The organism is Rhizobium sp. 1399, assembly GCF_031455475.1.
In the GTDB taxonomy this organism is placed as follows: Bacteria; Pseudomonadota; Alphaproteobacteria; order Rhizobiales; family Rhizobiaceae; genus Rhizobium.
In genome coordinates this window covers 85,842-106,480 of the sequence record NZ_JAVDSU010000009.1, presented here as the reverse complement: position 1 = coordinate 106,480, position 20,639 = coordinate 85,842, and the positions used below count along the sequence as shown (strand labels likewise).

General features: G+C 61.9%; 27 protein-coding genes. 9 read left to right on the top strand and 18 right to left on the bottom strand.

Going from position 1 to position 20,639, the window contains the following annotated elements; genetic code table 11:
- Positions 1 to 155: 155 nt before the first annotated feature.
- From J2X71_RS25350 to J2X71_RS25320, 7 genes are all read right to left on the bottom strand, one after another.
- The gene (locus J2X71_RS25350; protein ID WP_310386389.1) at positions 156 to 458 is read right to left on the bottom strand and encodes a hypothetical protein; all 303 of its coding nucleotides are present in this window, start codon (positions 456 to 458) and stop codon (positions 156 to 158) included.
- Entirely contained in the window at positions 451 to 861 is a 411-nt protein-coding gene (locus tag J2X71_RS25345) for a Bbp16 family capsid cement protein (protein ID WP_310386387.1), read from the bottom strand. The genes J2X71_RS25350 and J2X71_RS25345 overlap by 8 nt, the downstream gene beginning before the upstream one ends.
- A gap of 64 nt (positions 862 to 925) precedes the next feature.
- Positions 926 to 1,960, bottom strand: coding sequence for a major capsid protein (locus J2X71_RS25340; RefSeq protein ID WP_310386386.1), 1,035 nt, complete (start codon positions 1,958 to 1,960; stop codon positions 926 to 928).
- 6 nt (positions 1,961 to 1,966) lie between these two features.
- Positions 1,967 to 2,674, bottom strand: coding sequence for a hypothetical protein (locus J2X71_RS25335; protein WP_310386383.1), 708 nt, complete (start codon positions 2,672 to 2,674; stop codon positions 1,967 to 1,969).
- Complete coding sequence (locus tag J2X71_RS25330) at positions 2,658 to 3,011, bottom strand: hypothetical protein (RefSeq protein WP_113324666.1); 354 nt, start codon at positions 3,009 to 3,011, stop codon at positions 2,658 to 2,660. The genes J2X71_RS25335 and J2X71_RS25330 overlap by 17 nt, the downstream gene beginning before the upstream one ends.
- Entirely contained in the window at positions 3,011 to 4,696 is a 1,686-nt protein-coding gene (locus tag J2X71_RS25325) for a portal protein (protein ID WP_310386380.1), read from the bottom strand. The genes J2X71_RS25330 and J2X71_RS25325 overlap by 1 nt, the downstream gene beginning before the upstream one ends.
- Positions 4,697 to 4,711: 15 nt before the next feature.
- A complete protein-coding gene (locus J2X71_RS25320; protein ID WP_037107399.1) occupies positions 4,712 to 4,951 on the bottom strand; it encodes a hypothetical protein in 240 nt (79 codons plus the stop codon).
- A gap of 352 nt (positions 4,952 to 5,303) precedes the next feature.
- Between J2X71_RS25320 and J2X71_RS25315 the strand changes: the two genes are divergently transcribed.
- Positions 5,304 to 6,254, top strand: coding sequence for a DUF535 family protein (locus tag J2X71_RS25315; RefSeq protein ID WP_310386374.1), 951 nt, complete (start codon positions 5,304 to 5,306; stop codon positions 6,252 to 6,254).
- Positions 6,255 to 6,376: 122 nt separating this feature from the next.
- Here J2X71_RS25315 and J2X71_RS25310 read toward each other — a convergent pair whose 3' ends face one another.
- The gene (locus tag J2X71_RS25310) at positions 6,377 to 7,546 is read right to left on the bottom strand and encodes an ATP-binding protein (RefSeq protein WP_310386372.1); all 1,170 of its coding nucleotides are present in this window, start codon (positions 7,544 to 7,546) and stop codon (positions 6,377 to 6,379) included.
- Entirely contained in the window at positions 7,543 to 8,235 is a 693-nt protein-coding gene (locus J2X71_RS25305) for a response regulator (protein ID WP_310386370.1), read from the bottom strand. Before J2X71_RS25305 ends, J2X71_RS25310 begins: the two co-directional genes overlap by 4 nt.
- A 306-nt stretch (positions 8,236 to 8,541) precedes the next feature.
- Here J2X71_RS25305 and J2X71_RS25300 point away from each other — a divergent pair, with 306 nt between their 5' ends.
- The 4 genes from J2X71_RS25300 (at position 8,542) to J2X71_RS25285 (ending at position 10,543) form a co-directional block, all read left to right on the top strand.
- Positions 8,542 to 9,282, top strand: coding sequence for a phosphatase PAP2 family protein (locus J2X71_RS25300; RefSeq protein WP_310386368.1), 741 nt, complete (start codon positions 8,542 to 8,544; stop codon positions 9,280 to 9,282).
- Positions 9,283 to 9,384: 102 nt separating this feature from the next.
- Positions 9,385 to 9,804 (top strand): nuclear transport factor 2 family protein, encoded by a 420-nt coding sequence (locus J2X71_RS25295; protein ID WP_310386366.1) that lies wholly within the window; start codon positions 9,385 to 9,387, stop codon positions 9,802 to 9,804.
- 109 nt (positions 9,805 to 9,913) lie between these two features.
- Positions 9,914 to 10,198 carry a type II toxin-antitoxin system RelE/ParE family toxin gene (locus J2X71_RS25290; RefSeq protein ID WP_310386364.1) on the top strand — a complete coding sequence of 95 codons (285 nt, stop codon included), beginning with the start codon at positions 9,914 to 9,916 and terminating at the stop codon, positions 10,196 to 10,198.
- Positions 10,199 to 10,243: 45 nt separating this feature from the next.
- Complete coding sequence (locus J2X71_RS25285; protein ID WP_037109167.1) at positions 10,244 to 10,543, top strand: HigA family addiction module antitoxin; 300 nt, start codon at positions 10,244 to 10,246, stop codon at positions 10,541 to 10,543.
- 42 nt (positions 10,544 to 10,585) lie between these two features.
- On the opposite strand, the gene J2X71_RS25280 is transcribed toward J2X71_RS25285, so the two are convergent.
- Both J2X71_RS25280 and J2X71_RS25275 read right to left on the bottom strand, forming a co-directional pair.
- Positions 10,586 to 10,906: a cupredoxin domain-containing protein gene (locus J2X71_RS25280; RefSeq protein WP_310386360.1), complete on the bottom strand. Its 321-nt coding sequence runs from the start codon at positions 10,904 to 10,906 to the stop codon at positions 10,586 to 10,588.
- Positions 10,903 to 11,424 (bottom strand): DUF4142 domain-containing protein, encoded by a 522-nt coding sequence (locus J2X71_RS25275; RefSeq protein WP_007823005.1) that lies wholly within the window; start codon positions 11,422 to 11,424, stop codon positions 10,903 to 10,905. The genes J2X71_RS25280 and J2X71_RS25275 overlap by 4 nt, the downstream gene beginning before the upstream one ends.
- Positions 11,425 to 11,593: 169 nt before the next feature.
- Here J2X71_RS25275 and J2X71_RS25270 point away from each other — a divergent pair, with 169 nt between their 5' ends.
- Positions 11,594 to 12,274, top strand: coding sequence for an RNA polymerase sigma factor (locus J2X71_RS25270; protein WP_310386357.1), 681 nt, complete (start codon positions 11,594 to 11,596; stop codon positions 12,272 to 12,274).
- A 5-nt stretch (positions 12,275 to 12,279) separates the two neighbouring features.
- On the opposite strand, the gene J2X71_RS25265 is transcribed toward J2X71_RS25270, so the two are convergent.
- Positions 12,280 to 12,402, bottom strand: coding sequence for a hypothetical protein (locus J2X71_RS25265; RefSeq protein WP_310386355.1), 123 nt, complete (start codon positions 12,400 to 12,402; stop codon positions 12,280 to 12,282).
- Between the two features lie 194 nt (positions 12,403 to 12,596).
- Here J2X71_RS25265 and J2X71_RS25260 point away from each other — a divergent pair, with 194 nt between their 5' ends.
- On the top strand, positions 12,597 to 12,800 hold the full coding sequence (locus J2X71_RS25260) for a hypothetical protein (protein ID WP_310386353.1): 204 nt from the start codon (positions 12,597 to 12,599) through the stop codon (positions 12,798 to 12,800).
- 6 nt (positions 12,801 to 12,806) lie between these two features.
- Here J2X71_RS25260 and J2X71_RS25255 read toward each other — a convergent pair whose 3' ends face one another.
- The 4 genes from J2X71_RS25255 to J2X71_RS25240 all read right to left on the bottom strand — a co-directional run bounded on the left by J2X71_RS25255 (position 12,807) and on the right by J2X71_RS25240 (position 16,121).
- The gene (locus J2X71_RS25255) at positions 12,807 to 13,673 is read right to left on the bottom strand and encodes a LysR family transcriptional regulator (RefSeq protein ID WP_310386351.1); all 867 of its coding nucleotides are present in this window, start codon (positions 13,671 to 13,673) and stop codon (positions 12,807 to 12,809) included.
- A 250-nt stretch (positions 13,674 to 13,923) separates the two neighbouring features.
- On the bottom strand, positions 13,924 to 14,811 hold the full coding sequence (locus J2X71_RS25250; protein WP_310386349.1) for an alpha/beta hydrolase: 888 nt from the start codon (positions 14,809 to 14,811) through the stop codon (positions 13,924 to 13,926).
- Positions 14,812 to 15,025: 214 nt separating this feature from the next.
- Positions 15,026 to 15,814: an ion channel gene (locus J2X71_RS25245; RefSeq protein ID WP_310386347.1), complete on the bottom strand. Its 789-nt coding sequence runs from the start codon at positions 15,812 to 15,814 to the stop codon at positions 15,026 to 15,028.
- A gap of 82 nt (positions 15,815 to 15,896) precedes the next feature.
- On the bottom strand, positions 15,897 to 16,121 hold the full coding sequence (locus tag J2X71_RS25240; RefSeq protein WP_113325323.1) for a hypothetical protein: 225 nt from the start codon (positions 16,119 to 16,121) through the stop codon (positions 15,897 to 15,899).
- A 246-nt stretch (positions 16,122 to 16,367) separates the two neighbouring features.
- Here J2X71_RS25240 and J2X71_RS25235 point away from each other — a divergent pair, with 246 nt between their 5' ends.
- The gene (locus J2X71_RS25235; protein ID WP_310386344.1) at positions 16,368 to 17,306 is read left to right on the top strand and encodes a hypothetical protein; all 939 of its coding nucleotides are present in this window, start codon (positions 16,368 to 16,370) and stop codon (positions 17,304 to 17,306) included.
- Between the two features lie 302 nt (positions 17,307 to 17,608).
- Here J2X71_RS25235 and J2X71_RS25230 read toward each other — a convergent pair whose 3' ends face one another.
- On the bottom strand, positions 17,609 to 18,586 hold the full coding sequence (locus J2X71_RS25230) for a nucleoside recognition domain-containing protein (RefSeq protein ID WP_310386342.1): 978 nt from the start codon (positions 18,584 to 18,586) through the stop codon (positions 17,609 to 17,611).
- Between the two features lie 120 nt (positions 18,587 to 18,706).
- Here J2X71_RS25230 and J2X71_RS25225 point away from each other — a divergent pair, with 120 nt between their 5' ends.
- Positions 18,707 to 19,159, top strand: coding sequence for an Lrp/AsnC family transcriptional regulator (locus J2X71_RS25225; RefSeq protein WP_113325324.1), 453 nt, complete (start codon positions 18,707 to 18,709; stop codon positions 19,157 to 19,159).
- Positions 19,160 to 19,189: 30 nt separating this feature from the next.
- Here the strand turns inward: J2X71_RS25225 and J2X71_RS25220 are convergent, their stop codons facing one another.
- Positions 19,190 to 20,539, bottom strand: coding sequence for a carbohydrate porin (locus J2X71_RS25220; protein ID WP_310386340.1), 1,350 nt, complete (start codon positions 20,537 to 20,539; stop codon positions 19,190 to 19,192).
- Positions 20,540 to 20,639 lie beyond the last annotated feature (100 nt).

Here is a 20,639-nt window from a genome sequence, read left to right as displayed (position 1 = left end):
AGAGAAAAAAGAGCGGCCGAGGCCGCTACGGCATCGGCCCGAAAATCGGATTCGATTTTCGGAAGCCTGATGCGTCGAATGAAAGAGCTGGAGCGTCCCTTGTGCGTCCGGGTGGGCGCGCGGCGCTCCAGAGGTGGCCTGTCGATCAGCTTGTGTCAGTCGCCAGGCTGGGAGGAGTTCTGGATTTCCGGCGCCACCCAGTCCGGGGCGGGGCCGCCAAGGGCTTCCTGCACGCCGTTGCCGATTGGCTCGGGAGGCGTGGCGGGCTTGGCTGGCTTTGCGGCCGGCTTTTTCTCGGCCGGCTCCGCTTCCGCCCTGGCGCCGGATCGGGCAAGCCGCACCCATTTCGGGCGGCGCTTTTCGTCCTTCCAGAGCGCGTCCGGCAGGGCGAAGCGCTCGCCGGGTTCGCGTCTGGCGCCGCCGAAATAGCCGCGCTCGATGGCGATCACATCAACCATGCGAGGGAACCCCAGCGGTGAAGCCGGCGGTGATCTTGCCCGTGGTCGGCGCAGTACCCGTCACCGTGTAGAGCAGGCGCAGGAAGAGTTCATCCGTGCCGCGCGGAATATGGCTCGGCGGGATGATCTTGCCGGCCTTGAGGTCGGCCAGCGTGAGCGTGGTTGATATGACCGCCTTCGGCGAGGGGAAGGCCTCGTTGTCGTCGGTCTGGATGGTGACGGCGAGTGACGTCAGGTTGTTGAAGCTTTCCACCACCTGCATCAGGAAGGGGATCGGTTCGCCCTTACCGATATCGCGGGTCAGACCCGTCCTGATCGGGCCGAGATTGATGACATTGGTGCTGGGGCCGGTTGCGGTGATCGCCTGTGCGTCCGAAAGCAGCGTCTGCCGGTCGAAAATCATGGGATGTGCCTTTCGTTAAGGGAGGGGCGCCCGCCGCCTGATAACGGCGGGCTGATGCAGACGATCAGGCGAGCGCCGGAACGGCGGCTTCGGTGTTGAGGATGGCGTCCGTCTCGCGGATCGGGATGCCGCGATAGAACTTCACTTCCTGGCCCTCGACGAACTGCGTGGTCAGGTGGACCGTGTTCTGCCGGTCGGAGGTCAGCGCCCGGTCGGTGGACTGGACGTCGAGCACTTCGAGCACATCCTTGTTCATGTAGATGGCGATGCGGCTCGCCTTGGCGTTCAGCCGGCGGGACTGCAGGCGGTAGTAGCCCTTGCGCATCAGCGCCCAGAGATCGACGGTGCCTGATATCATGTCGGAGACGTCGATATTGGCGACGCGGGCATTGTAGCGCCAGTCCTTCACGGCTGCGCCCAGATGCCAGGTGTAGAGCGTTTCCTTGGCATAGTAGGGGTCGCCATTGGCATCCAGCACGCGCTGTTCGCCCTTGTCGTCGATCTTCACGCCGGCCTTCGTGCCCTTGGGGTAGAGCAGGTGGGTGGCGTGGTCGCCCCAGGTGACGAACCAGATGGAGGTGTTGTCGGCCCCGGTGCCGCCGCCATGCACCACTTGGCTGGCGATATTCGGCTGCGCCGGGTTCGGCAGGTTGGGGTTATAGGCGGAGTAGCGGGCGGAAAGTCCCTTGAACTTCTCCGGGGTCGTTGCCGTATCGTGATAGAAGAGGCCGGAGGCCATTTCCTGGCTCAGGGACTCGATGAAGGGCATGGTGTCGACGAGACGGGCTTTCGCCTTGTCCGGTGCGAGATCGAGCAGGCGCATGTCGATTTCGGAGCGGGCATGCACGAAGCCGGTGGTGTCATCCACCTGCTGCATCGTCGCCTTGGACTGTTTGATGCCCTGGTAGAGGCGGCCCCAGGAGACCGAGGGCAGGCCGGTGCGCACCATATGGCGGTGCACGGCATCCATGTTGCATTCGACGGCCATCGCGTCGTCGAGGATCGGGTTCTGCTGGGAGAGAAGCTCGATGACGGCGCCTTCGGCAGAGCCTTTGAATGCGTCAACAAGTGTCGGGTAGTAGCTGCCAATGGTGGCCATGTTTTATCAGCCCTTCGGTGCGTCTTTGGGAAACATCAGGTGCGCGGTTTCGGCCTTCCGGCCGTGTCCGCCCGCGCCGCCATTCGGTGGGTTGTCCTCCTGGATCATCGATCCGACCTTTGCGAAAATTCTGATCATTTCGGGGTGGTTGCCGCCGCCGCTGGTGTTGAGATATTCGCGCAGCGCCGGGGTGCCCAAGCGGGAAAGCGCGCGTTGTGCCGAACCGACGGTGCCGCCCCATTTCGCCCCGCCGATCTCGCGGTCTTTCCGCGCCTCGTCGGCCCAGCCCTGAACGCGGCCGGCCCAGGCTTCGGATGCGGCCTTGCCGCGCCGGCCCTGGATCTCGATGAAGCGGTCGGCCAGTTGCTGCGCCTGCCGGTTTGTGAGGCCGAGATTGTGGAAGTCAGGGCCGAGCGCATCGATCAGCTCCTGATCCACCTCGATGCCTTCGGGCATGGTCAGCGTGTAGCGGCCATCGTCGGGCACGCGGTCGGCAGGGTCGTCGCCGCTATCATCGGGCTTGCCGGCGTCGCGGTCTTCGGTTTCGGCGTGGTCATCGCCACCGGTGTCACCATCCGGTGATGGCATATCATCGGGAAAGAGAATGGTTTCCGGTGCAGCACCTTCACTGCTGCCGCTGCCACCGCCGCCGCTATTTGGGCCTTCGGCGCTCATCGCGATTTCGGGCCTGCCGATCTTAAGCATCGCTGTCATGGTCTTCGCCTTCCTCACTTGCGGCGCGGCTTGCCGCCGCTGCCTTGTCATTTGCCTTGAGATCCGCGATCGCCAGCAGCAGGCGCGGGTAGAGTGTCGGGTCGATGCGGTCGAGCTCGGCGATCAGCCGCCGACCGGCGCCCTGCTTGCCCAGCGTGTAATGCGTGGCGTTGACGAGTTCCCCCGCGTAAGCCTCCTGGTAGATCGCGCACTGTTCCAGCATCCAGAACAGCACGCGCTTGCCGGATGCGGTGGCGAAGACCTCGCGGAAGGCCGCGGTGATCTCATCCCGCTCGACGTTGTGGGGCAGAGACGGTTGATCCTTAAAATGGTCCATCAGGCGAGGCCCAGCTGGCGCAGAAGCGCTGATCCATTCGGGTTGTCATTGGCATCGGCCAGTACCTGTGCGGCCTTGGCGCCCTGATTGAGGGCAGGCGCCACCTGCGAGGCCATCTGCGCGGTCTGAGCCGCCTGCATCTGCTGGGCCCGCTGCGCGCGGATATCCTCCACCTTGTCATCGGCGAGGATCATCGAGGGCGGGGCGCCGATCGCATCGAAATAGAGGTCGATCGCCTCGTCGACATCGAGCTTGTCGAGCGCTTCCGGCTTGACCGCCGAGACCTGACCCATGAAGGCGACGCCGCGCTCGATCGCACCTGTCGCAACCGCCTGCTGCGCCTGGGCGAGCGTCGAAATATATTCCACCTTCAGCTCCGTGCCCTGCAGCTCCGGCGGGGGCGGGGGCAGCTCGTCGCGGGCGGCGAGGATGTCGAAAGTGCGGTCGATCGTCGGCCCCAGCTGGTCGCCGAAGACGTTTTCCAGCACGGGGCCGAGCTGCAGGAGCTGCTCTTCCTTGCGCTGGGTCAGCTCGAACTGGTTGCGCGGCTGCACACCTTCCATATTGGTGATCGCGAAGAAGAGATCGGCAAAGAAGGTCTTCTCGATGCGGTTCTGCACTTCCTGGATATCTTCGCGCAGCTCCATCAGGCTGAGATTGACCTCCATCGCCGGGCGGAAACCCTTGCCGGTCGGATCGTCCACATAGTTGACCGCACCCGGCAGCAGCGAGGCCGGGCTGTTCTGCATGGAGGTCGGCGCGTTCATCGGCGGGCGCACCTTCTTGTCGATGCCCTCGAGCTTTCGCGTCTGTTCCAGCTGCAGCATTCTGATGTCGCCGAGCGCCTTCTGGCCGGGCGACAGCGCGTAATGATCGTCCTCGGAGAGCTCCCAGGCGGGCGCGATGATGGGATTGCTGTCGAAGCCGCTTTCTTCCAGCAATTCGCTGCCGATTTCGTCGATCCAGTAATTGGAGAGAAAGGGCTTGTTGCGCTTGTCGATCAGCTTGGGGTCGCGGTCATAGCGTGGTTCGATGGCGTGATAGACATCGAAGCACTCGCCATATTTGGAGCTGTCGTAGAGGCTCTGCAGCCGCTCCGGCACATTGTCGTAACCGAAGCGCTCGATGATGCGCTGCACGCTCCAGCGGAAGGTGCGGTAGAGCGTGGTCGCCTTGCCCTTGTGATCCCTCGCGATCCAGAAGCGGCCATGCACCAGCTGCTGCACGCGGATGACCGTCTCCTCATCTTCCACGAGGATCGCCACCGACTGGCCGAACTGGCCGAGATCGCCGTAGCCGATATGGAAGGCGCGGTAGAGATTGGAGGCGGCAAAGACCTCGCGCATCTTGTCCTGCACGGCGGCGAGATAGACTTTGACGGAATCCCGCTTCTTCAGATCGGGATCGAAGGTCGTCAGCCGAAACCAGGGTCGCGCCGGCGAGGTGAGCCCGGAATGCATGCCCGATTTCAGCGTCTCATAGGCATGGGTGCCTGTGCTGTCGATGATCTTGTCACGCGAGCGCGGGCCTTCCCGGCCGGAATGGAGCCTGAGCCGCGTCGGCTCGATATGCTCTGCCAGTGCCCGCCACTCGGCCTCCCATGGCTGGCGAACCTCCTTCAGCTCATTCAGCCGGCGGCGGTGATAGGCTGTCTGCGTTTCGTTATCGCGACGATGATTTTCCATTGATGCTATCCGCCCTTATTGCCCGAGCAGCGTCTTCTTGAGCGCATTGCCGGACAGCACCGGCGACTGCGTATCGGCAAGCGGCGGCGCGCCCGAGGGCGAGGTGAGGATGGTAGAAGGGGCACCCTTCACCTTTTCGGAGGCGCGGCGTGCGGCAGCGGACTGGGCCGCGGCATAATCAGGCGTCTTCTGCTGGGCGTATTCGGGTGGCGCCTGCGGCGGCTCGGCTTTCGGCGGCGAGGAGAACATGCACATGGGGTCATCCGATCGTGAGAGGTGAGCGGTTGAGCCGGACGGAGGAGGGGTGGCCCATCCAGCCGGTTCGGCATCGATGGGAGGCAGCGTTACGGGTGAAAGGTTGTGGGGGTGTCACACGGCACAAGGCCGGGACTGTCATGGATTCCGCGCGTGAGGCCATGATTGTGAAACGGCACCAAAGTCGAGCCTGGCGGGCTCCGCGGTATGCCATTGAAAATAGAAAGATGACGGTGATGTCCGAAGAGGTCTGATCGGCAGTTCCCCCCCGCGATGACCACGGTTTCTTGCCACGATCTTGATAGTTCCGCCGCAGATGGTTGGCCGCAACCATACTCGTCGGGCTTAAAATATGATCCAGAATGAATTGATCACTGCAGCGGCAAAAGGCGAGATTTCCGCCACTCCTCGTCGGTACTCAGCGCCCGAAATTGCTGATGAACCACGGCAGTTCCGATTTCTCCTGCTCTGGAGAATACTGACTTTCGTTCTGCGGGCCCGTTGGAAGCGTGGCGTTCTGTTCTGGTTTCGCTTTGCCGCCCATCCGATCCTGACTATCAGCTGGTGGCGCTTCCTCGCGGGTTTTGCCGCAGCACGAGGGTTTCCGGCCCCGCATGACGCGTTGCTGCAGAAGCCATTGTCGAAATTCCTGGTTTACGGAATGCGCAATTCCGAGCGGCTTGCACGTCTCGTCGACCATTTCCTTGTTGCGGAAAAGATCCTGGCCAGGGAAACCATGATGAGGCTGTGGCAGGGGGAACGGCTGGACATGGGCGTCGTGAACGGCCGCAATGAGGCCTATACGTGCCGTATCGCACTGGCCGATCTTTGTGGCGGACGTCACGAGGGTGCCTTCGCCATCGAGCTTGTCCGTAAACGCGACAAGGCTCTCCTATGCACAGGCAGGTTCACATTCCTTCGCCAGGGCTCTGAGGGCGGCTACACCTTTGTCATCGGCAGCATGCAGGGGCCTCGCAATGGAAAGCGGCTGATCGTCGAGGCGACCCGCGATCTCCTGGGAGTTCGCCCGAAGGAGGCGATCCTGATCGTCCTGCAGGGGCTGAGCGTCGAAGGCGGCATGCCGCATTTCCTGGCCGTGTCGCGGGCCAGGCAGCCGATCCAGTATCGCCGCCGCAAACGGCGGTCCATGATGCTGTCGGCGATCGATGCGTTCTGGGCCGAGCGCTCTGCCGATCCTGAAGAGACCTATGGGTTCAGGGTGCCTAATTCCGCAACCGGCGGAACGGACAGGCGCAGCCGGAGCAAATCGCGTTTCCACACGATCGGCGAACTGTTCCATTGAGCATGCCCCGCCTGGGGCGCGGTGGGTGCAATGGCAAGTTTGCCGGCCATGATCTCAGGCCGGGGAGATCTTGCAGGAAGGCTATCAGCGACCATTCTAAATGGCGGTCAGGTCTTTGTATGTTATGCCGGACGCAGGTGGATTGCGACCATCGCGCCACCGCCTTCCCGGTTGGCGAATTCAAGATGTCCGCCATGGGCAACCGCGATGGCCTGCACCACCGATAGTCCCAGTCCTGTGCCGCCTGTTGCACGAGATCGGGAGGGATCACCTCGCCAGAAGGGGTTCGTGGCCACGGCATACAGCCCTTGCGGAAATCCGGGACCTCGATCCAGAAAGCGGATGACGACGCTCTCATCCGGCAATTGCTCTGTTTCGCACCGCAGCCAATTGCCGTCTGCCGCGTAGCGGCTGGCATTTTCCAGAAGCGCCAGCACGGCCTGGCGAATACGCGGCGAGTCCACCGATATAAAGGCGGGTTGCAGACCGGTTTCGAGCGTCAGCGTGCTGGTCTCCAGCATGGGTTTGGCCGATGTCAGCACCGCTTCTACCACCTGCGACACGTCGGTCCGTGCACGCTCCATGACGAGTTTCTGGCCGATCGCCAGCGATAGGGTGCGCAGATCCTCGACAATTCTCCCAAGACCTTCCACCTGAACCAGGAGATCGGAGATCATCTTCCGGTCCATTGGAAAAACGCCATCAAGCATGCCCTGCAATGAACCCCGCAGGATCGTCAGCGGCGTGCGCAATTCGTGGGCGACGGCCATGTTGTTGAAACGCAGCCTTTTTTCCATGCTGTCGAGGCTGGTTGCGAGCGCATTGAAGGTATCCATGAGACTGGAGACCTCTCGGGTGGTGTGGCGCGAGGCAGCGACGCTCACTGAGAAGTCGCCGGATTTCAGGCCTTCGGCAGCAGATGTGAGTTCTGCGAGAGGCCTTGCGATCTGTCGCGCCAGAAATATCCCGATAATGGCGCAGACAAGGGCCGAAAGCAGGCCGCAGGTCAGAATCAGGATCTGGAGCTGGAAATCTGTCTGTTCTTCCTGCAGCCCATTGAGGTTAGCGAGGAGGAGCTTGAGCGAATCCTGGTCGGGGACGACGCCATTGTCCAGATCGCGATAAGCAGCCGCGGCTCTCGGTGGCAGGTTTTCAATGATGCTTTCCTCGAGATAGGTGGAATACCAGATGGCCCCGAGATAGGTCATGCCGACGCTGAGAAGCAGCATTACTCCGATGATGGCAGCGGTGACCGTCGCAAGCGGCAGCGAGGGGAGCCTGAATATCTTCATCTCGGATCCGAAAAACGATAGCCAATTCCCCTCACGGCAGGAAAGAAGCCGTTCTGCCCCAACTCTTCCAGTTTGCGCCGAAGGTTGGAAATATGCGTGTCGACGGTGCGCACCAGAGCGTCGCTTTCCGGCAGGCAGGCGTCGAGAATATCGGCACGCGCAAAAGCCTGGGTCGGATGGCGTATCATATAGGCGAGAATTCGAAATTCACTGAGCGTCAGGGATAGGTGCGTGCGGCGCTCGTTGCTGGTGACAAACGCCGTGTAGCTGGTGAAATCGACCTCTATAGTCCCAAACCGCTTGATGACGTTGGCGTGTTCTCCCCGCGTCCGGCGCAAGACGGCTTTGACCCGGGCAACAACCTCCTGCGGGTTGAACGGTTTCACCACATAGTCATCGGCGCCAAGGCGCAAGCCGCTCAACCGGTCGATGTCGTCGGCAATAGCCGTCACCATGATCACCGGCGTCGACCCCGTCTGGCGCAAGCGCGCGAGCACGTCGAAACCGTCGAGTTTCGGCAGGCGCACGTCAAGCAGCACAAGATCCGGTTTCAGATGCGCATGATGTTGAAGCGCTATTTCGCCGTCGCCGGCGCGAACAGTACGGAACCCGTCACGCAACAAATAGGCTTCCAGTATCTGCGCGATTGCCGGTTCATCCTCAACGATCAGAACGAGACTGTTATCCACCCCAATGCCCTGCAGTTGTTCAATTGTCTTTGCCGGCTTTGCCGCCGGGCGCCCACTATCGCGGACAGGAAAGATTTCTGCAATTTGCAAGCGTGCTTTCAGCAGCCAGGCAGCCTGTTCTCAACAGCGCCTTGATCCCTTCCTCGCCATTTCTTGACAATTCGAAACCAGCTTGCCGGCCGACTAGAGCGCCGTGCGTCCGTTCGGACACGCAACGGACGCCCTAGCCCTTTGAATCGACCATCAGGCTTTCCGAAAATCGACTCCGATTTTCGGGCCGATGCTGTAGCCTTCGGAGATACCGGCTTGCGAAAATTTGTGTTCGATGACTGGAATTCTGCCTCCAGCGGCGTGCCCTTGCCGGCAACGCCATCCACGGCTGACCGGGCGCTTGCCGTCATCGGCACGTCGATCGTCTGGGTCAGTTTCGTTTTTGTTGTCTTTCCCAATCTCGATCTCATGGTCTCGCGCTGGTTTGTCAGCGGGGGGATCTTCGTTCTGGCCGACAATGCCTTCTTGCGGGAGGTAAGGGATATCAGCCGTCTTGCACAACCCTATCTTATCGGCTCGATGATCGTGCTGATCGCGCTGCAGACGCTCCTGCCGGGACGAATGCGGTTCTGTTCGCCCGAGAAGCCCTTGTTCGTCCTCCTGAGCTTTGCCGCAGGTCCGCTCCTCACGGTCCAGACGCTCAAGGTTCTCATCGGGCGTGTACGGCCTCGTGACCTTGTCGAGTTCGGGGGAACCATGGATTTTACGCCGGTGTGGCAGTTTTCCGCCGCGTGCAGCCGCAACTGCTCCTTCCCTTCCGGCGAGGCTTCCGCAGCCGCGGCGTCACTGTCGCTGCTGGTTCTGGTGCCCGCCAGGCTCAGGTGGGCGGCCGCGATACTGCTATTGCCTTGCCTCTTGTTTGTGGCGTTCAATCGCGTGATTTTCGGCGCTCATTTTCTTTCAGACGTCGTGCTTGGCTGGCTGCTGACGATGTTCGCCATGGCCTGGGTCTGGCGCTGGATGGATGAGTATGCAGTTTCAAAGCTTTGGCGGTGAGGGGATTGATCTCTGCCGCAAGCAAATATCCTGCTATTTCAGCACCAGCTAACTCATGCTATCAATCCGTGCATCCCTCGATCATCTTGGGGGAGACGCGCCATGAACAAACAGCAAATCGCAGCCCTCTTCGCCCATCTGGAACAGGGCGACGGCGCCGCTTTCTTCGCCCACGTCGCTGATGACGTCGACTGGACAGTCATGGGTACCCATCCGCTCGCCGGCCATTACCATTCCAAACAGGAATTCCTCGCCGGCACCTTCGCCAAGCTGCACAAGGTGCTCCCCGACGGCACGCAGCTTTCCACGGAGAATATCCTCATCGACGGCGACTGGGCGATCGTCGAGCTGCGTTCCATGGCGACCGCCCGCGACGGGATGCGCTTCGACAACCACTATTGCTGGCTCTGCCGCTTTTCGGGCGGGACGATCGTGGAAGTGCGCGCCTATCTCGACAGCTGGATGGTCGGCGAACTCTTCCGGCGCAACCCGATCGGTGCGAGGGGTTCGGCTGTCGTTTGAGGGGTGGCCAAATATCCGGCGGCTCACGGCATTTTTGTATCGTGGTGTGATACGTTCTGCTTGACGCAGTCATGTATCGCGCTATGATACAGACGCTCAGGGGATGGCCGTGATCCGATCATTCAAGAATGCGATGACCGAAACGGTCGCGACCACGGAGAAGGCCCCAAAAGGGTTTCCGGCTGATCTGTTGCGCGCGGCTCAGCGAAAGCTGGCGATGCTGAACGCCGCGGCTGTGCTGGACGATCTTCGGTCTCCGCCTGGCAACAGGCTTGAGGCCCTCAAAGGAGACAGGCAAGGCCAGCATTCGATCAGGATCAATGACCAATGGCGCATCTGTTTCGTTTGGACTGAAGGCGGCCCGGAGGCCGTTGAAATTGTCGACTATCGCTGAGTTCTCGATGCCAGGGTGCCCTTTTTGCAGGAGGCAATGTGAGAAATGCTAAAACTTCTTACTCCCGTTCACCCCGGAGAAATCCTCCGCGAAGAGTATCTCAAGCCTCTCGCCATGAGCGCCGGAGCGCTGGCGCGAAAGCTGAATGTTCCCCGCACGAGGATCGAACGGCTTGCCTCTGAGCAGACGCCGGTCACGACGGACACGGCTCTCAGACTTGCCAAATACTTTCGTACCACGCCGGATTTCTGGTTGAATCTGCAATCCAGCTACGACCTCAGCAGCCAAGCGCCCGCACTGCAGGAAGAGCTTGATGCCATCGAGGAAATCGACCACGCCGCCTGATGCCGGAGGTTCGTACGCCGGCGCGGTCGAGCCCCAGGCCCGCTAGGGTGAAACCTCGATCCGCCCCTTCATATTGGGATGATAGCGGCAGCTATAATCCACCACCCCATCACCCTTGATGACAGTCGACCCCGACTTGCCCGCCGGGATCACCACGTCGAAACTCCCCTTGGATGTTGCGGTGTGATCCATCACATCCTTATTTCGCCAGAGGATGGTATCGCCCGGCCGCGCCTTGACCACCGCCGGCTTGAACTCGAGCTTTTCGATGGTGACCTCGATCGTGGCGGCGCTTGCGGCCGTCCCGCAAAGGGAAAGGCCGGCCGCAAGGCAGAGTCTTGGCAGGATTGCCATGACCGTCATTTCAGCATCGAGGCAACATGCTCGGCATGCTGCTCATGGCCTTCGAAGAGCTTCAGGCCGGTTTCGAGCAGGGCCTTCAGATCCGGGTTCTGGGCTGCCGGGATCAGTCCTGTCTTCAGCGCCTCGTTGACCTGCTTGTGGTAAGCGACTTCATTATCGACATAGGCCTTGTCGAAGGCGGCACCCTTGAGCTTGGAGAGTTTCTGCCGCTCCTTTTCGGCCGCCGATGTCAGCGATTTGCTGGTATCATTGTCTTCGGGCGTCACCTTGAGCTTCTTGACGAGATCGAGCGCCTGCTTGTTGACGGCCTCGTGGTCGCGGATCATATCCTTGGCGAAGGCGACGACTTCCTTGTTTTTGGATTTCTCGACCGCCTGCTTGGCCGCCGCGATGTCGATGACGCCGGCCGTATAGGCGATATGGGCGATCTGCGGATCGGTGGGTGCTGCGCCGGCGGCAAAAGCTGCGGGGGCTGAGAGCGCGAAAGCCGCAAGCGCCGCGATAAGGTGTTTCTGCATCTGGTCCTCCATCCGGCTGATACCGCCGGTCAATGTTTCCTACGCAGAATTGGATGCCGGCATCGGGCAGACGTTCCCGAAAAGATTTTTCCGGATGTCGGGAACCTTTATCCTGCCCCGGCATCCAATGCGAAAAAGGCCCGCATCCAATGCAAAAAAGGAATGAGCCATGGCGCAGCAGGTGGAAAGAGCGGCAGCAGAGAGAAGTGACCCGGAGCTTGTGGCGATGGCGCTGGCACGCGATCCCGAGGGTTTCCGCGCCATCATGCGGCGCTATAACCGCCGGCTGTTCCGCATTGCCCGCGGCATCCTGCGCGATGATGCGATGGCGGAGGATGCCCTGCAGGAGGCCTATCTCAAGGCCTTCCGCCACCTTGGTGAGTTCCAGGGCGCCAGCGCCTTTTCCACCTGGCTCACGCGTATCGTCATGAACGAGGCGCTCGGCAGGCTTCGCAAAGCGAGCCGCACGCCCGAAGTGCCCGTTGATACCGCGCAGATGCAAAGCCGCATCCTCGATTTCCCCACCGGTTCGCCCATCGACAATCCCGAGACCACCATGGCGCAGCGACAGATCCTGAAACTCGTGGAAGAGGCGACCGACAGCCTGCCGGAAGAATTCCGCCTCGTCTTCATCGCCCGAGTGATCGAGGAGATGAGCGTCGAGGAGACCGCCGAACTGCTCTCCCTCAAGCCCGAAACCGTGCGCAGCCGGCTGCACCGGGCGCGCGCGCTGCTGCGCCGCCAGCTCGACGAGCTGATCGGCCCGATCGCGCTCGATGCGTTTCCCTTTGCCGCCTGGAAATGCGACCGGCTGACCGAGCGGGTGATGGGCAAGCTGATGGGGCGGTGAGGGTGCTATTTCGGCTCGGGCTGCTGGATGACCGCCGGCGGCTTATCGCTCTGGCCGCTACCGCCGAACATCTGCACGCCCAATATGCCGACGACGGATGTGATCATCAGCGCCAGGATTAACATCATCAATAGTCTCATGGGCCTGCCTGATCCGGTGATTGTTGCCCGGATAACATCGGAGGGGCGGAGTTCGTTCCCGTTTGGGGCTTTGAGGGCGCCAGGTATTATGCCGTTTCAATCTGTGCGGTAGGTCCTGACAAACGCTCTTCGCCTCCGAACTTTCTGCGATCCGCCGCGTTCCGGATCAAAGGAGGCAATCAATGTCCCAACGGAAATTCAGGAAACTCACCCACCGCCTTCTCGGCCGGTTCGATGAGGTTCAGACTCTGCTCGACAAGATCGAGGGCAGCGCCATGAAGCTGCAGGCGGCCTGTGACGAAGATGTTGAAGGCGAGCGCGTTATGCACCCGGTCGTCTATCTGCCACAATGGCCGAGGCATGGGGCGGCTCCGGCTGCCCTGTAGCGCGCCTCAAAGGCGGGCAGACTTGCCGGCAAACAGGTCCGCATGCGCGGCAAAAAGCGCGCTTAGCCTGTCGATCACCATGCGCACTTCCGGCCGCTGGCGCTCATCCTCATGCACGGTGATCCAGATGTCATAGGTCAGGCTGTCGATGACAGGCCCGGCGCGGACCAGACCGGGTTCGGCATCGCCCATGAAGCAGGGCAGCAGGCCGCGGCCGGCGCCGCCGCGGATGAGGTGGAGCAGCATCAGCGGCGTATTCGTCCAGCTGGTGATCCAGTGGTCGGGCTGCTCGAAGGTCCATTTGTTGGCAGGTGTCACCGCAATCTCCGTTCCGAGCGAGATCCAGTTGTGATTGGCGGCGCTGAAGGTGCTGGCCTGATAGGCTGCGTGGGCAACGGAGACGGAGCGGCGCGTGGCGAAATTGCCGCGCTCGGGTCGCCTCTGCATGATAGCGAGATGCGCCTCGCGATAGGTCAGGTCGAGGCCGGTATCGAGCGCCTTGTAACACATGCGGAACCTGTCTTCCGGCTGCCAGACGGCGGGCAGGTGGCCGGCGATGAACCATAACATCCAGGCATCCGCACCCGTCGAGACGATCGGCAGGGTCAGCACGTCGCCGCGCCAGTCGGCGATCGCCTCGGCTGCCTCCTTCATGACCAGGACGCGCTCGAGCAGTGTCTCGCCATCCTTGGCCAGCAGATAGCCGGTCGGGCCGCGCCGGAAGAGCGTGCGCCCGGTCGCCCGCTCCAGCGCCAGCATCCGCCTGCCGATGGTGGGCGGGCTGAGGCCGGTGCGGGCCGCAGCACCCGTCAGGCCGCCCGATGTCGCGACATGGAAGAAGAGCTGCAGGTCATCCCAGCTTGCCTCTTTCATCCGTGAAAACCCCCTTTTATCCGCGCGTCTACCTTTGCCGGGGCCGGCGCCTTAGCTCAGGTGGATCTGTCATAGATGGAGGCAGGATCATGCTTCTCAACTGGATCATGCTCGCAAACGCGCTTCACAGGAAAAGCCGCCAGCAGAGACAAGACCCGCTCGCCGATCCGCTCGACGCGCCTGAGTGGGATGGCCTGCGATGGGCCTTGCCGCTTTTAAGCCGGATGGCGCGGAGACAATACAAGGACGGTCAGGCGCCTGCGCCGAAGAACCGGGTGAAATGCGCAATGACAGCGTCAGGCGCTTCCTCGGGAATGAAGTGACCGCAGGGCAGGGCTTCGCCCTCGACCCGCTCCGCCCAGCCTCGCCAGGGCTCGAGACCATCCTTGCCTTTCAGCGTGCCGCGTTCGCCCCAGAGCATCAAGAGCGACATGTCGAGTTTGCGGCCGCGATCCTGCTCGTCAAGTTCGCGGTCGATCGTCCAGCCGGCACGATAATCTTCGGCCCAGGCGTGAACGCTTCCGGGGTCGCTGGCACAGGCAAGATAATCGGCCATGTTCTCCTCCGGAAAGGCAAAACCCTGACCCGATTGATGCGAGAGGATGTAGCGGATGAACCACTCCGGATCGGCGCCAACAAGCTTCTCCGCCAGCCCGTCCGGTTGGGCCAGCATTGACCAGTGCCAGGCGGAGACGGCCTCCCTGGCGCCCATCCGCGCCCACATATCGGCCGTCGGGATCACGTCGAGGCTCGCCAAGCGGGTAACCGCCTCGGGGTGGTCAAAGGCGAGGCGATAGGCGACGCGCGCGCCGCGATCGTGGGCGCCGACGGCAAAGCGCTCGAAGCCGAGTGCGCGCATGGTTGCGATCTGGTCGCGAGCCATGGCGCGCTTGGAATGGATCTGATGATCGGCGCGGCCCTCGGGCTTGTCGCTCCGGCCATAGCCGCGCAGATCGGGCACGACGACCGTGAAGTGTCTGGCCAGATCAGGTGCGACGCGCGACCAGCACATGCGGGTCTGCGGCCAGCCATGCAGGAGGAGGAGTGGTGGGCCATCGCCGGCAATGAGCGCGTCGATCTCGACGCCGTCGCCCGGGAGGCGGCGGCGCTGGAAGCCTTCGATGATGCCGGTGGACATGGTGTTCCTTCCTCGGTTGCGGGGAGAACTTTGCGGGTGGGGTTTGATTCAAGCGCTAGCTAGGCTGCAAGCGGATGACGTCAAGTTACAAGGGGCGCCTCCCGGCACGCCGTTTCAGATATGCCCAGCCACCCGCCTGCCGACTTCTCCGCCAGCAGACCCCGATCTCCGTCATCAGCTGCACATCGGCCAGCGACGAGGCGGGCAACCATGCTCACGCGCCTTCGTCGGGAATGTTGAGAACTTCGCCGCAGGCCTTGCAGTGAACGGCATCGGCATCGTGGCGCTGCAGGCCGCAGCGGTGGCAGGGAAAGGTGACCTTGTGCGGCCGCACCACCGCCTGCGCCAGCCGGACGAAGAGCGAGATGCCGACGATCATGGTGACGACCGAGGTGAGCTTGCCGAGCGTGCCGGGCAGTGTGATGTCGCCGAAGCCCGTCGTGGTGACGGTTGCGACGGTGAAATAGAGCGCATCGACGAAACCTTCGCCTCCCTCCAGGTTATAGAAGAAGGATGTGTAGACGAAGCCGGTGACGAGGAAGAGGAAGACCACGAAATTGATGACCGCCCGGACAACATCGATCCGGTCGACACAGCCCATCCTGCGCAGCGCCACCCTCAGCAGCGGGCTGCGGCCGATCGCCCAGAGCCGCATAACCCGCAGGAAGGCGAAGTTGAAGAGCGCGAAGGGAAAGAGAAGCGTCGCCAGTACCACGAAATCGATCCAGGTCATCGGCCGCAGGATCCAGGTGCGCAGCGACGGAGCGGCAATGGCGCGCGCCGCCATCTCGGCGGCGATCCACAATGCAATCGCGTAATCGATGACGAGATAGGTGGGCGCGGCGCGGAAATAGGGGCCGAGCACGAAGAAGACGAGAATGGCGATATCGATGACGGTAAAGAGGAACTGCACGGCAAGTGCCTTCTGGCCTTCGCCCCGCTCTATCCGCTGAAGTGTGAGGCGCAGCCCCTTGCTGCGTGACGTTTCGCCGAAGATGCCCATGCCGGCGAGATAGCTCGCGGATCGCGTGTATCAATGGCTCGCCGGAGCCGATTTACCGCCTCGCGAAATTCTTCCGGATCGGTCAGTCCGCCCGCTGCTTGCCACGGGCCTTCTTCCTGACCTTGCGCAGCTCGTCCCTGTCGATGAAATGGTCGGTGACACCGGCTTCCTTGTCCGGATGGGAGATTTCCACGTCCAGTTCTTCCGGCAGGTCAAGCGCCTGCCTGGTATTCATGATGCCGAGCGGCACGCGGCCGTCCACGGTCCTGGCGGCGACTTCGACGAGCGGTTTTGTCTTGTGGGCCATGAAGCGCTCCTTTCTCTTGAAGCCCAACGCGGGGCGGACTCGCCTGTTCCATCGAGGCTGAGAATTGCGGGCAGGCATCATGGCGCCCCGTTTCGGAACAAACAGCATTTGCCGGCGTTCGATCCTTGCGAACACACTCATATCATGGAGGATTTTCACATGGGTCGCGGTATTCTTCTCTGGCTTCTCGGCATCCCCCTGCCGATCGTCATTCTTCTCGTTCTGTTCATGCGATAGGGGGCTTACATGTCTCTTGCGGAAGGCAGATACCCTCTTGAAGGTGGGCAGACCGGTGTGATGCCGGTCGAATCCTCGGTCTCGGCCATCGCCTGGGGACCGATCATCGGTGGCGCTGTGGCGGCGACGGGCATCACGCTCATCCTGCTGCTGCTCGGCTCCGGCGTCGGCCTCACCATGGTGTCGCCTTGGGCGGGACAAAGCAGTTCGGCGGCCACCGTCGGCATTGCCGCGGCCATCTGGCTGGTCGTCGTGCAGTGGCTTTCCTCAGCCCTCGGCGGTTATCTGACCGGGCGGCTCAGGACCAAATGGGCGGCGGTGCACACGGATGAAGTGTTCTTCCGCGATACGGCCCATGGTTTCCTCAGCTGGGCGCTTGCGACCGTCTTCGTCGCCGGCTTTCTGGCCTCGTCGCTGACCTCGCTTGCGGGGGCAGGGGCAAGTGCTGCCGGTCAGGCCGCCATGGCCGCCGGTGTCGCCGGAGGTGCCGCCGCCGTTTCGGCCTCGGACACGGATTCGGCCGGTGCACCCACCGCCTATTTCACCGATGCGCTGCTGCGTCCGCAGAATATCGCCGACCGCGCCAACGCGGATAACGGTGCGGCCGCTGCCGAAATCTCCCGCATTCTCCTGCAGGGGGCGGCGAACGGCTCGGTGCCTGACGGTGACAAGACCTATATTGCCGGCATCGTCTCGGCCCGCACGGGCCTTCCGGAAGCCGATGCCCGCGCGAGAGTCGATACGGTGCTGAAGCAGATCGACGATGCCAAGGTTGCGGCACAGGCTGCTGCCGACAAGGCCCGTAAGGCTGCGGCAACCTCGGCTTTGATCGGCTCGCTGTCGTTGCTGGTCGGTGCCTTCATCGCCGCTGCGGCCGCCGCTTTCGGCGGGCGTCAGCGGGACGAGGAGGAGGATCTGATCGCGACCAGCCGCGGACCGCTGGTGTGATGGATGGGCGCTGCTCTCGAAGGAGAGGGTGCCGCGCTCTCGTCAGGTGCGTTGCGGCACACCTTTCCTCCCTCATTCCTGTGCCTGTCACAGGAATCCATTCACCGCGCGTCTGCGCGGTGAATGATCCCCTACTTGCCGTAGGCGAAAAAGTCTTTCCTGCCCAAAGACTTGGGCAGGCTGGATCCCTGTGACGGGCACAGGGATGAGGGAAGGTTGGGGCGGTCTCAGTGCCCCAAGCAAGCCCGGCGCATTGGCGGTGACTCTGCGCCGGGAAAGTGTTGCGGCAGACGTCCGCAAGTTCATCGTCGTTCGACTTCCATATTCCCCAGGCGAAACATCTGCGTGAAGAATGCCTTGTCGGGCAGGCGGCGCAGCAGGGCGGCAATCGCTGCGCATGCCGCGACAGCGAAAATGAGCCGGCCGGTCAGAACGCCGTGCAGATCCGCCCCGAGCGAGATCACCACGATCGTGTCCTCGATTACGCTATGCGCAAAGCCCATGAACACGCATGACAGAAAGATCTGGCGCGGCGATATCGCTCCCGATTGCGCCTCGCGGATCAGCAGGCCGGCGCCGTAGGAAATGCCCAGAAACAGGCCGATAGCCGTGAGATGTTCGGCCTCTCCCCGAATGCCGGCGAGGCGCAGCACAGGCGAAAGCGCCTTCATCATCAGGCCCAGCAGCCCGGTCGCCTTGAGGATTTCAAGGCCCCAGGACAGGACGACGAGGATGACCAGCATCCAGACCATGGTCTCGGCAAGCCCTCTCATATAGTCGCCCCAGTCGGGCGTTGCGCTGATCGGCAGCCAGACAGGATTGGCAGGGCCAGACAGCCAGCCGGTCGCCGTCAGAACATGGTGCAGCAGGAAGGCATAGAGCAGGCCGCCCGCAATGCGCAGTGTGGTCGTCGCGATCATTCCTGGCCCCGCCTTCTGGATGATCTTCTGCTCGATCGGCAGACCATGCGCAAAGAGGATGAGCGCCGAGAAGACCGTCACGTCGGCGACGCTGAGCGAGGATGCGGGAACGAGGGTGAAAACGAGCGGAACGGCACCCCAGATCCCCACCAGCATGCCCGTCAGCCAGGCCACGCCCAGCTCCGGAGGCAGCCCGATCAGGTTCATGACGGGTGCAAAGGCGGGGGCGATCGCCTTGACCGCTCCCATCCTCGACAAGAGCTCGGCCGCAACCGCGATCGGAACCGTGATGCGGACAAGCACCCAGTAAATTGCGAGTGTTTCCCTGGTGTTGCGGCGGATGAGCGATAAGAACGACATTTGAGACCCCCTTGATGGTGCCTCAATCTGTTAGCCCCGTTCGCTTCGAATTTGCGGTCAAAGATTGCAGGTGTGTGCAATTTTATTGCAAAGGCGCGTTTGGCCGGTATGCTCGCCGGCATGGACCGTATCGACCGAAAACTTCTGAACCTGATGCAGCGCGACGCATCGCGCACGAATATCGATATGGCCGAGGAGGTGGGCCTGTCTCCCTCCAGCTGCCTGCGCCGCGTACAGCGGCTCCACAAATCGGGTGTGATCGACCGCATCGTCGCAATCCTCAATCCCGCCAGGGCCGGACGTGGGATCAAGGCGCTGGTGACGGTGGAAATGAAGTTGCATGGCGAAGCGCATATGCGCCGCTTTCTGGATATCGCGGTCGCCGAAGAGGCCGTTTCGCAAGCCTATTCCGTCACCGGCGAAACCGATGTCGTTCTGATGCTGCGCCTGCGCGATATGGAAGAATTCGATGCTCTGTGCGACAGGCTTTTCCGCGACGAAAACAATGTCGCCCGCTTTTTCACCATGATCGTTATCCGCACGGCGAAAGAGGAGACTGCCATCAGGCTTTGATCGGCTCGCCGGGGCTGCCGGTCGCCGCTCTCAAAAGGATGTCACGGCTCTGAAGCCAAAAATCGCTGCATTCTGTATCCGCGAATTCGGCTTGTCGGGATCGGCTGCATTGCCGCCGGGTCGGATGACATATTGAAAGAATGGCTGGGCCGTAAACCATGGCGTGACGGCCGCCTGATAGGTGGCTTCGATCACGGCTTCGGAGCTCGGAACTGGCTGCGACGTCCCAGTGAAGGCATTTTCGGCCTTTACCTGATCCGACATGCCCGAGCTCATGCTGGCATAGGCAAAGCTCACGCCGGCTGTGTCATTGTCGCGGCCCGGCAAAAGCCCCTTATAGGCAAGGCCCAGATCGAAATACCAGTTCATGCTGTTGCGATCCTGCTGCGGCGCAACCGCGATACGGACAAATCCATTGAGGCCATTGTCGGTACTATCAGGCTCCTGCCAGAGCGTCTGATCGACAACGGCATAGACCGCAAAATTGCCCGAGAGCCGGCGCGGACTGCCGCTCGACAGGGGATCGGCGAGCGAAACGCCGTTCGATGCGGTGAACAAACTGTCGAACTGCTCCGAATTATACCAGGCGCCGATCTTGTAGGTGCCCGGCAAGCCGGGCTCGCCCTTTCCCGGCGTATAGGCATAAGCCGCCTCGGCAATCGCAAGCACGCCATCGCCAATCGGAAACCCCAGTCCATTGGCATTGCCATCGGGGTCCGAACCGGTCGGGCTGCCATTGAAGACGGCAGCCTGCAGCGTCCAGGCATCGTCAGGCTTGATGATGATCTGAGCGCCCGGAACGGCGAAGGGATAGGCCGGTCCTCCTCCGGGCAGATCCGCGGCAAAAATGCCGGGCCATCCGAATGTCGAGTTGACGAAAAGGCTGGCCGTATTGCTGATCGCGAAATTCTGATCCGCCAGGATTTGCCCGAGCTTCACCGTCACGGTGTTGTTCATGAGGCTCTGCGAGAGATAGAATTCGCCCAGCCTGAATCCGGGATCGGCCTCTACCGAGGTTGCTGTCAGAAGATTGCCGACATCCTTGCCGGACAGGCCCTGTCCCTGGATCGCATAACCGGAAATATGAATGGCGCCGCCGGTCCAGCCTGCCAACCGGCCCATGTCGAAATCGCCCTGCAATTGGAAAAGACCGTCATAGGCCGTTCCTCTTTTCACGCCGCCCGATACGTTGCCGAGCACATCGCTGGTCTGCGACATCGTGAACGTGACGCCCTGATCCCGCAGCCAATTGCGGTAGCCGTGCCAATCGCCTGTCAGTGTCGTATCGGCATAGGATGGCGGTGCCGTATCGTCCGCCCGTGCTCCCGCGCCGTAAACAGCAATCGCAAGTGCAAGGGCGGCGCCGGGCAGTTTTTTCATTCTCTTCCCTTTTTCGGAGGCTCTGATTTGGGAGGATGCAAAGGGGCTCACCTGTAGCGCCTTTGGCGCGAATCTGAGCTCGCTATCATTGGAACGAATT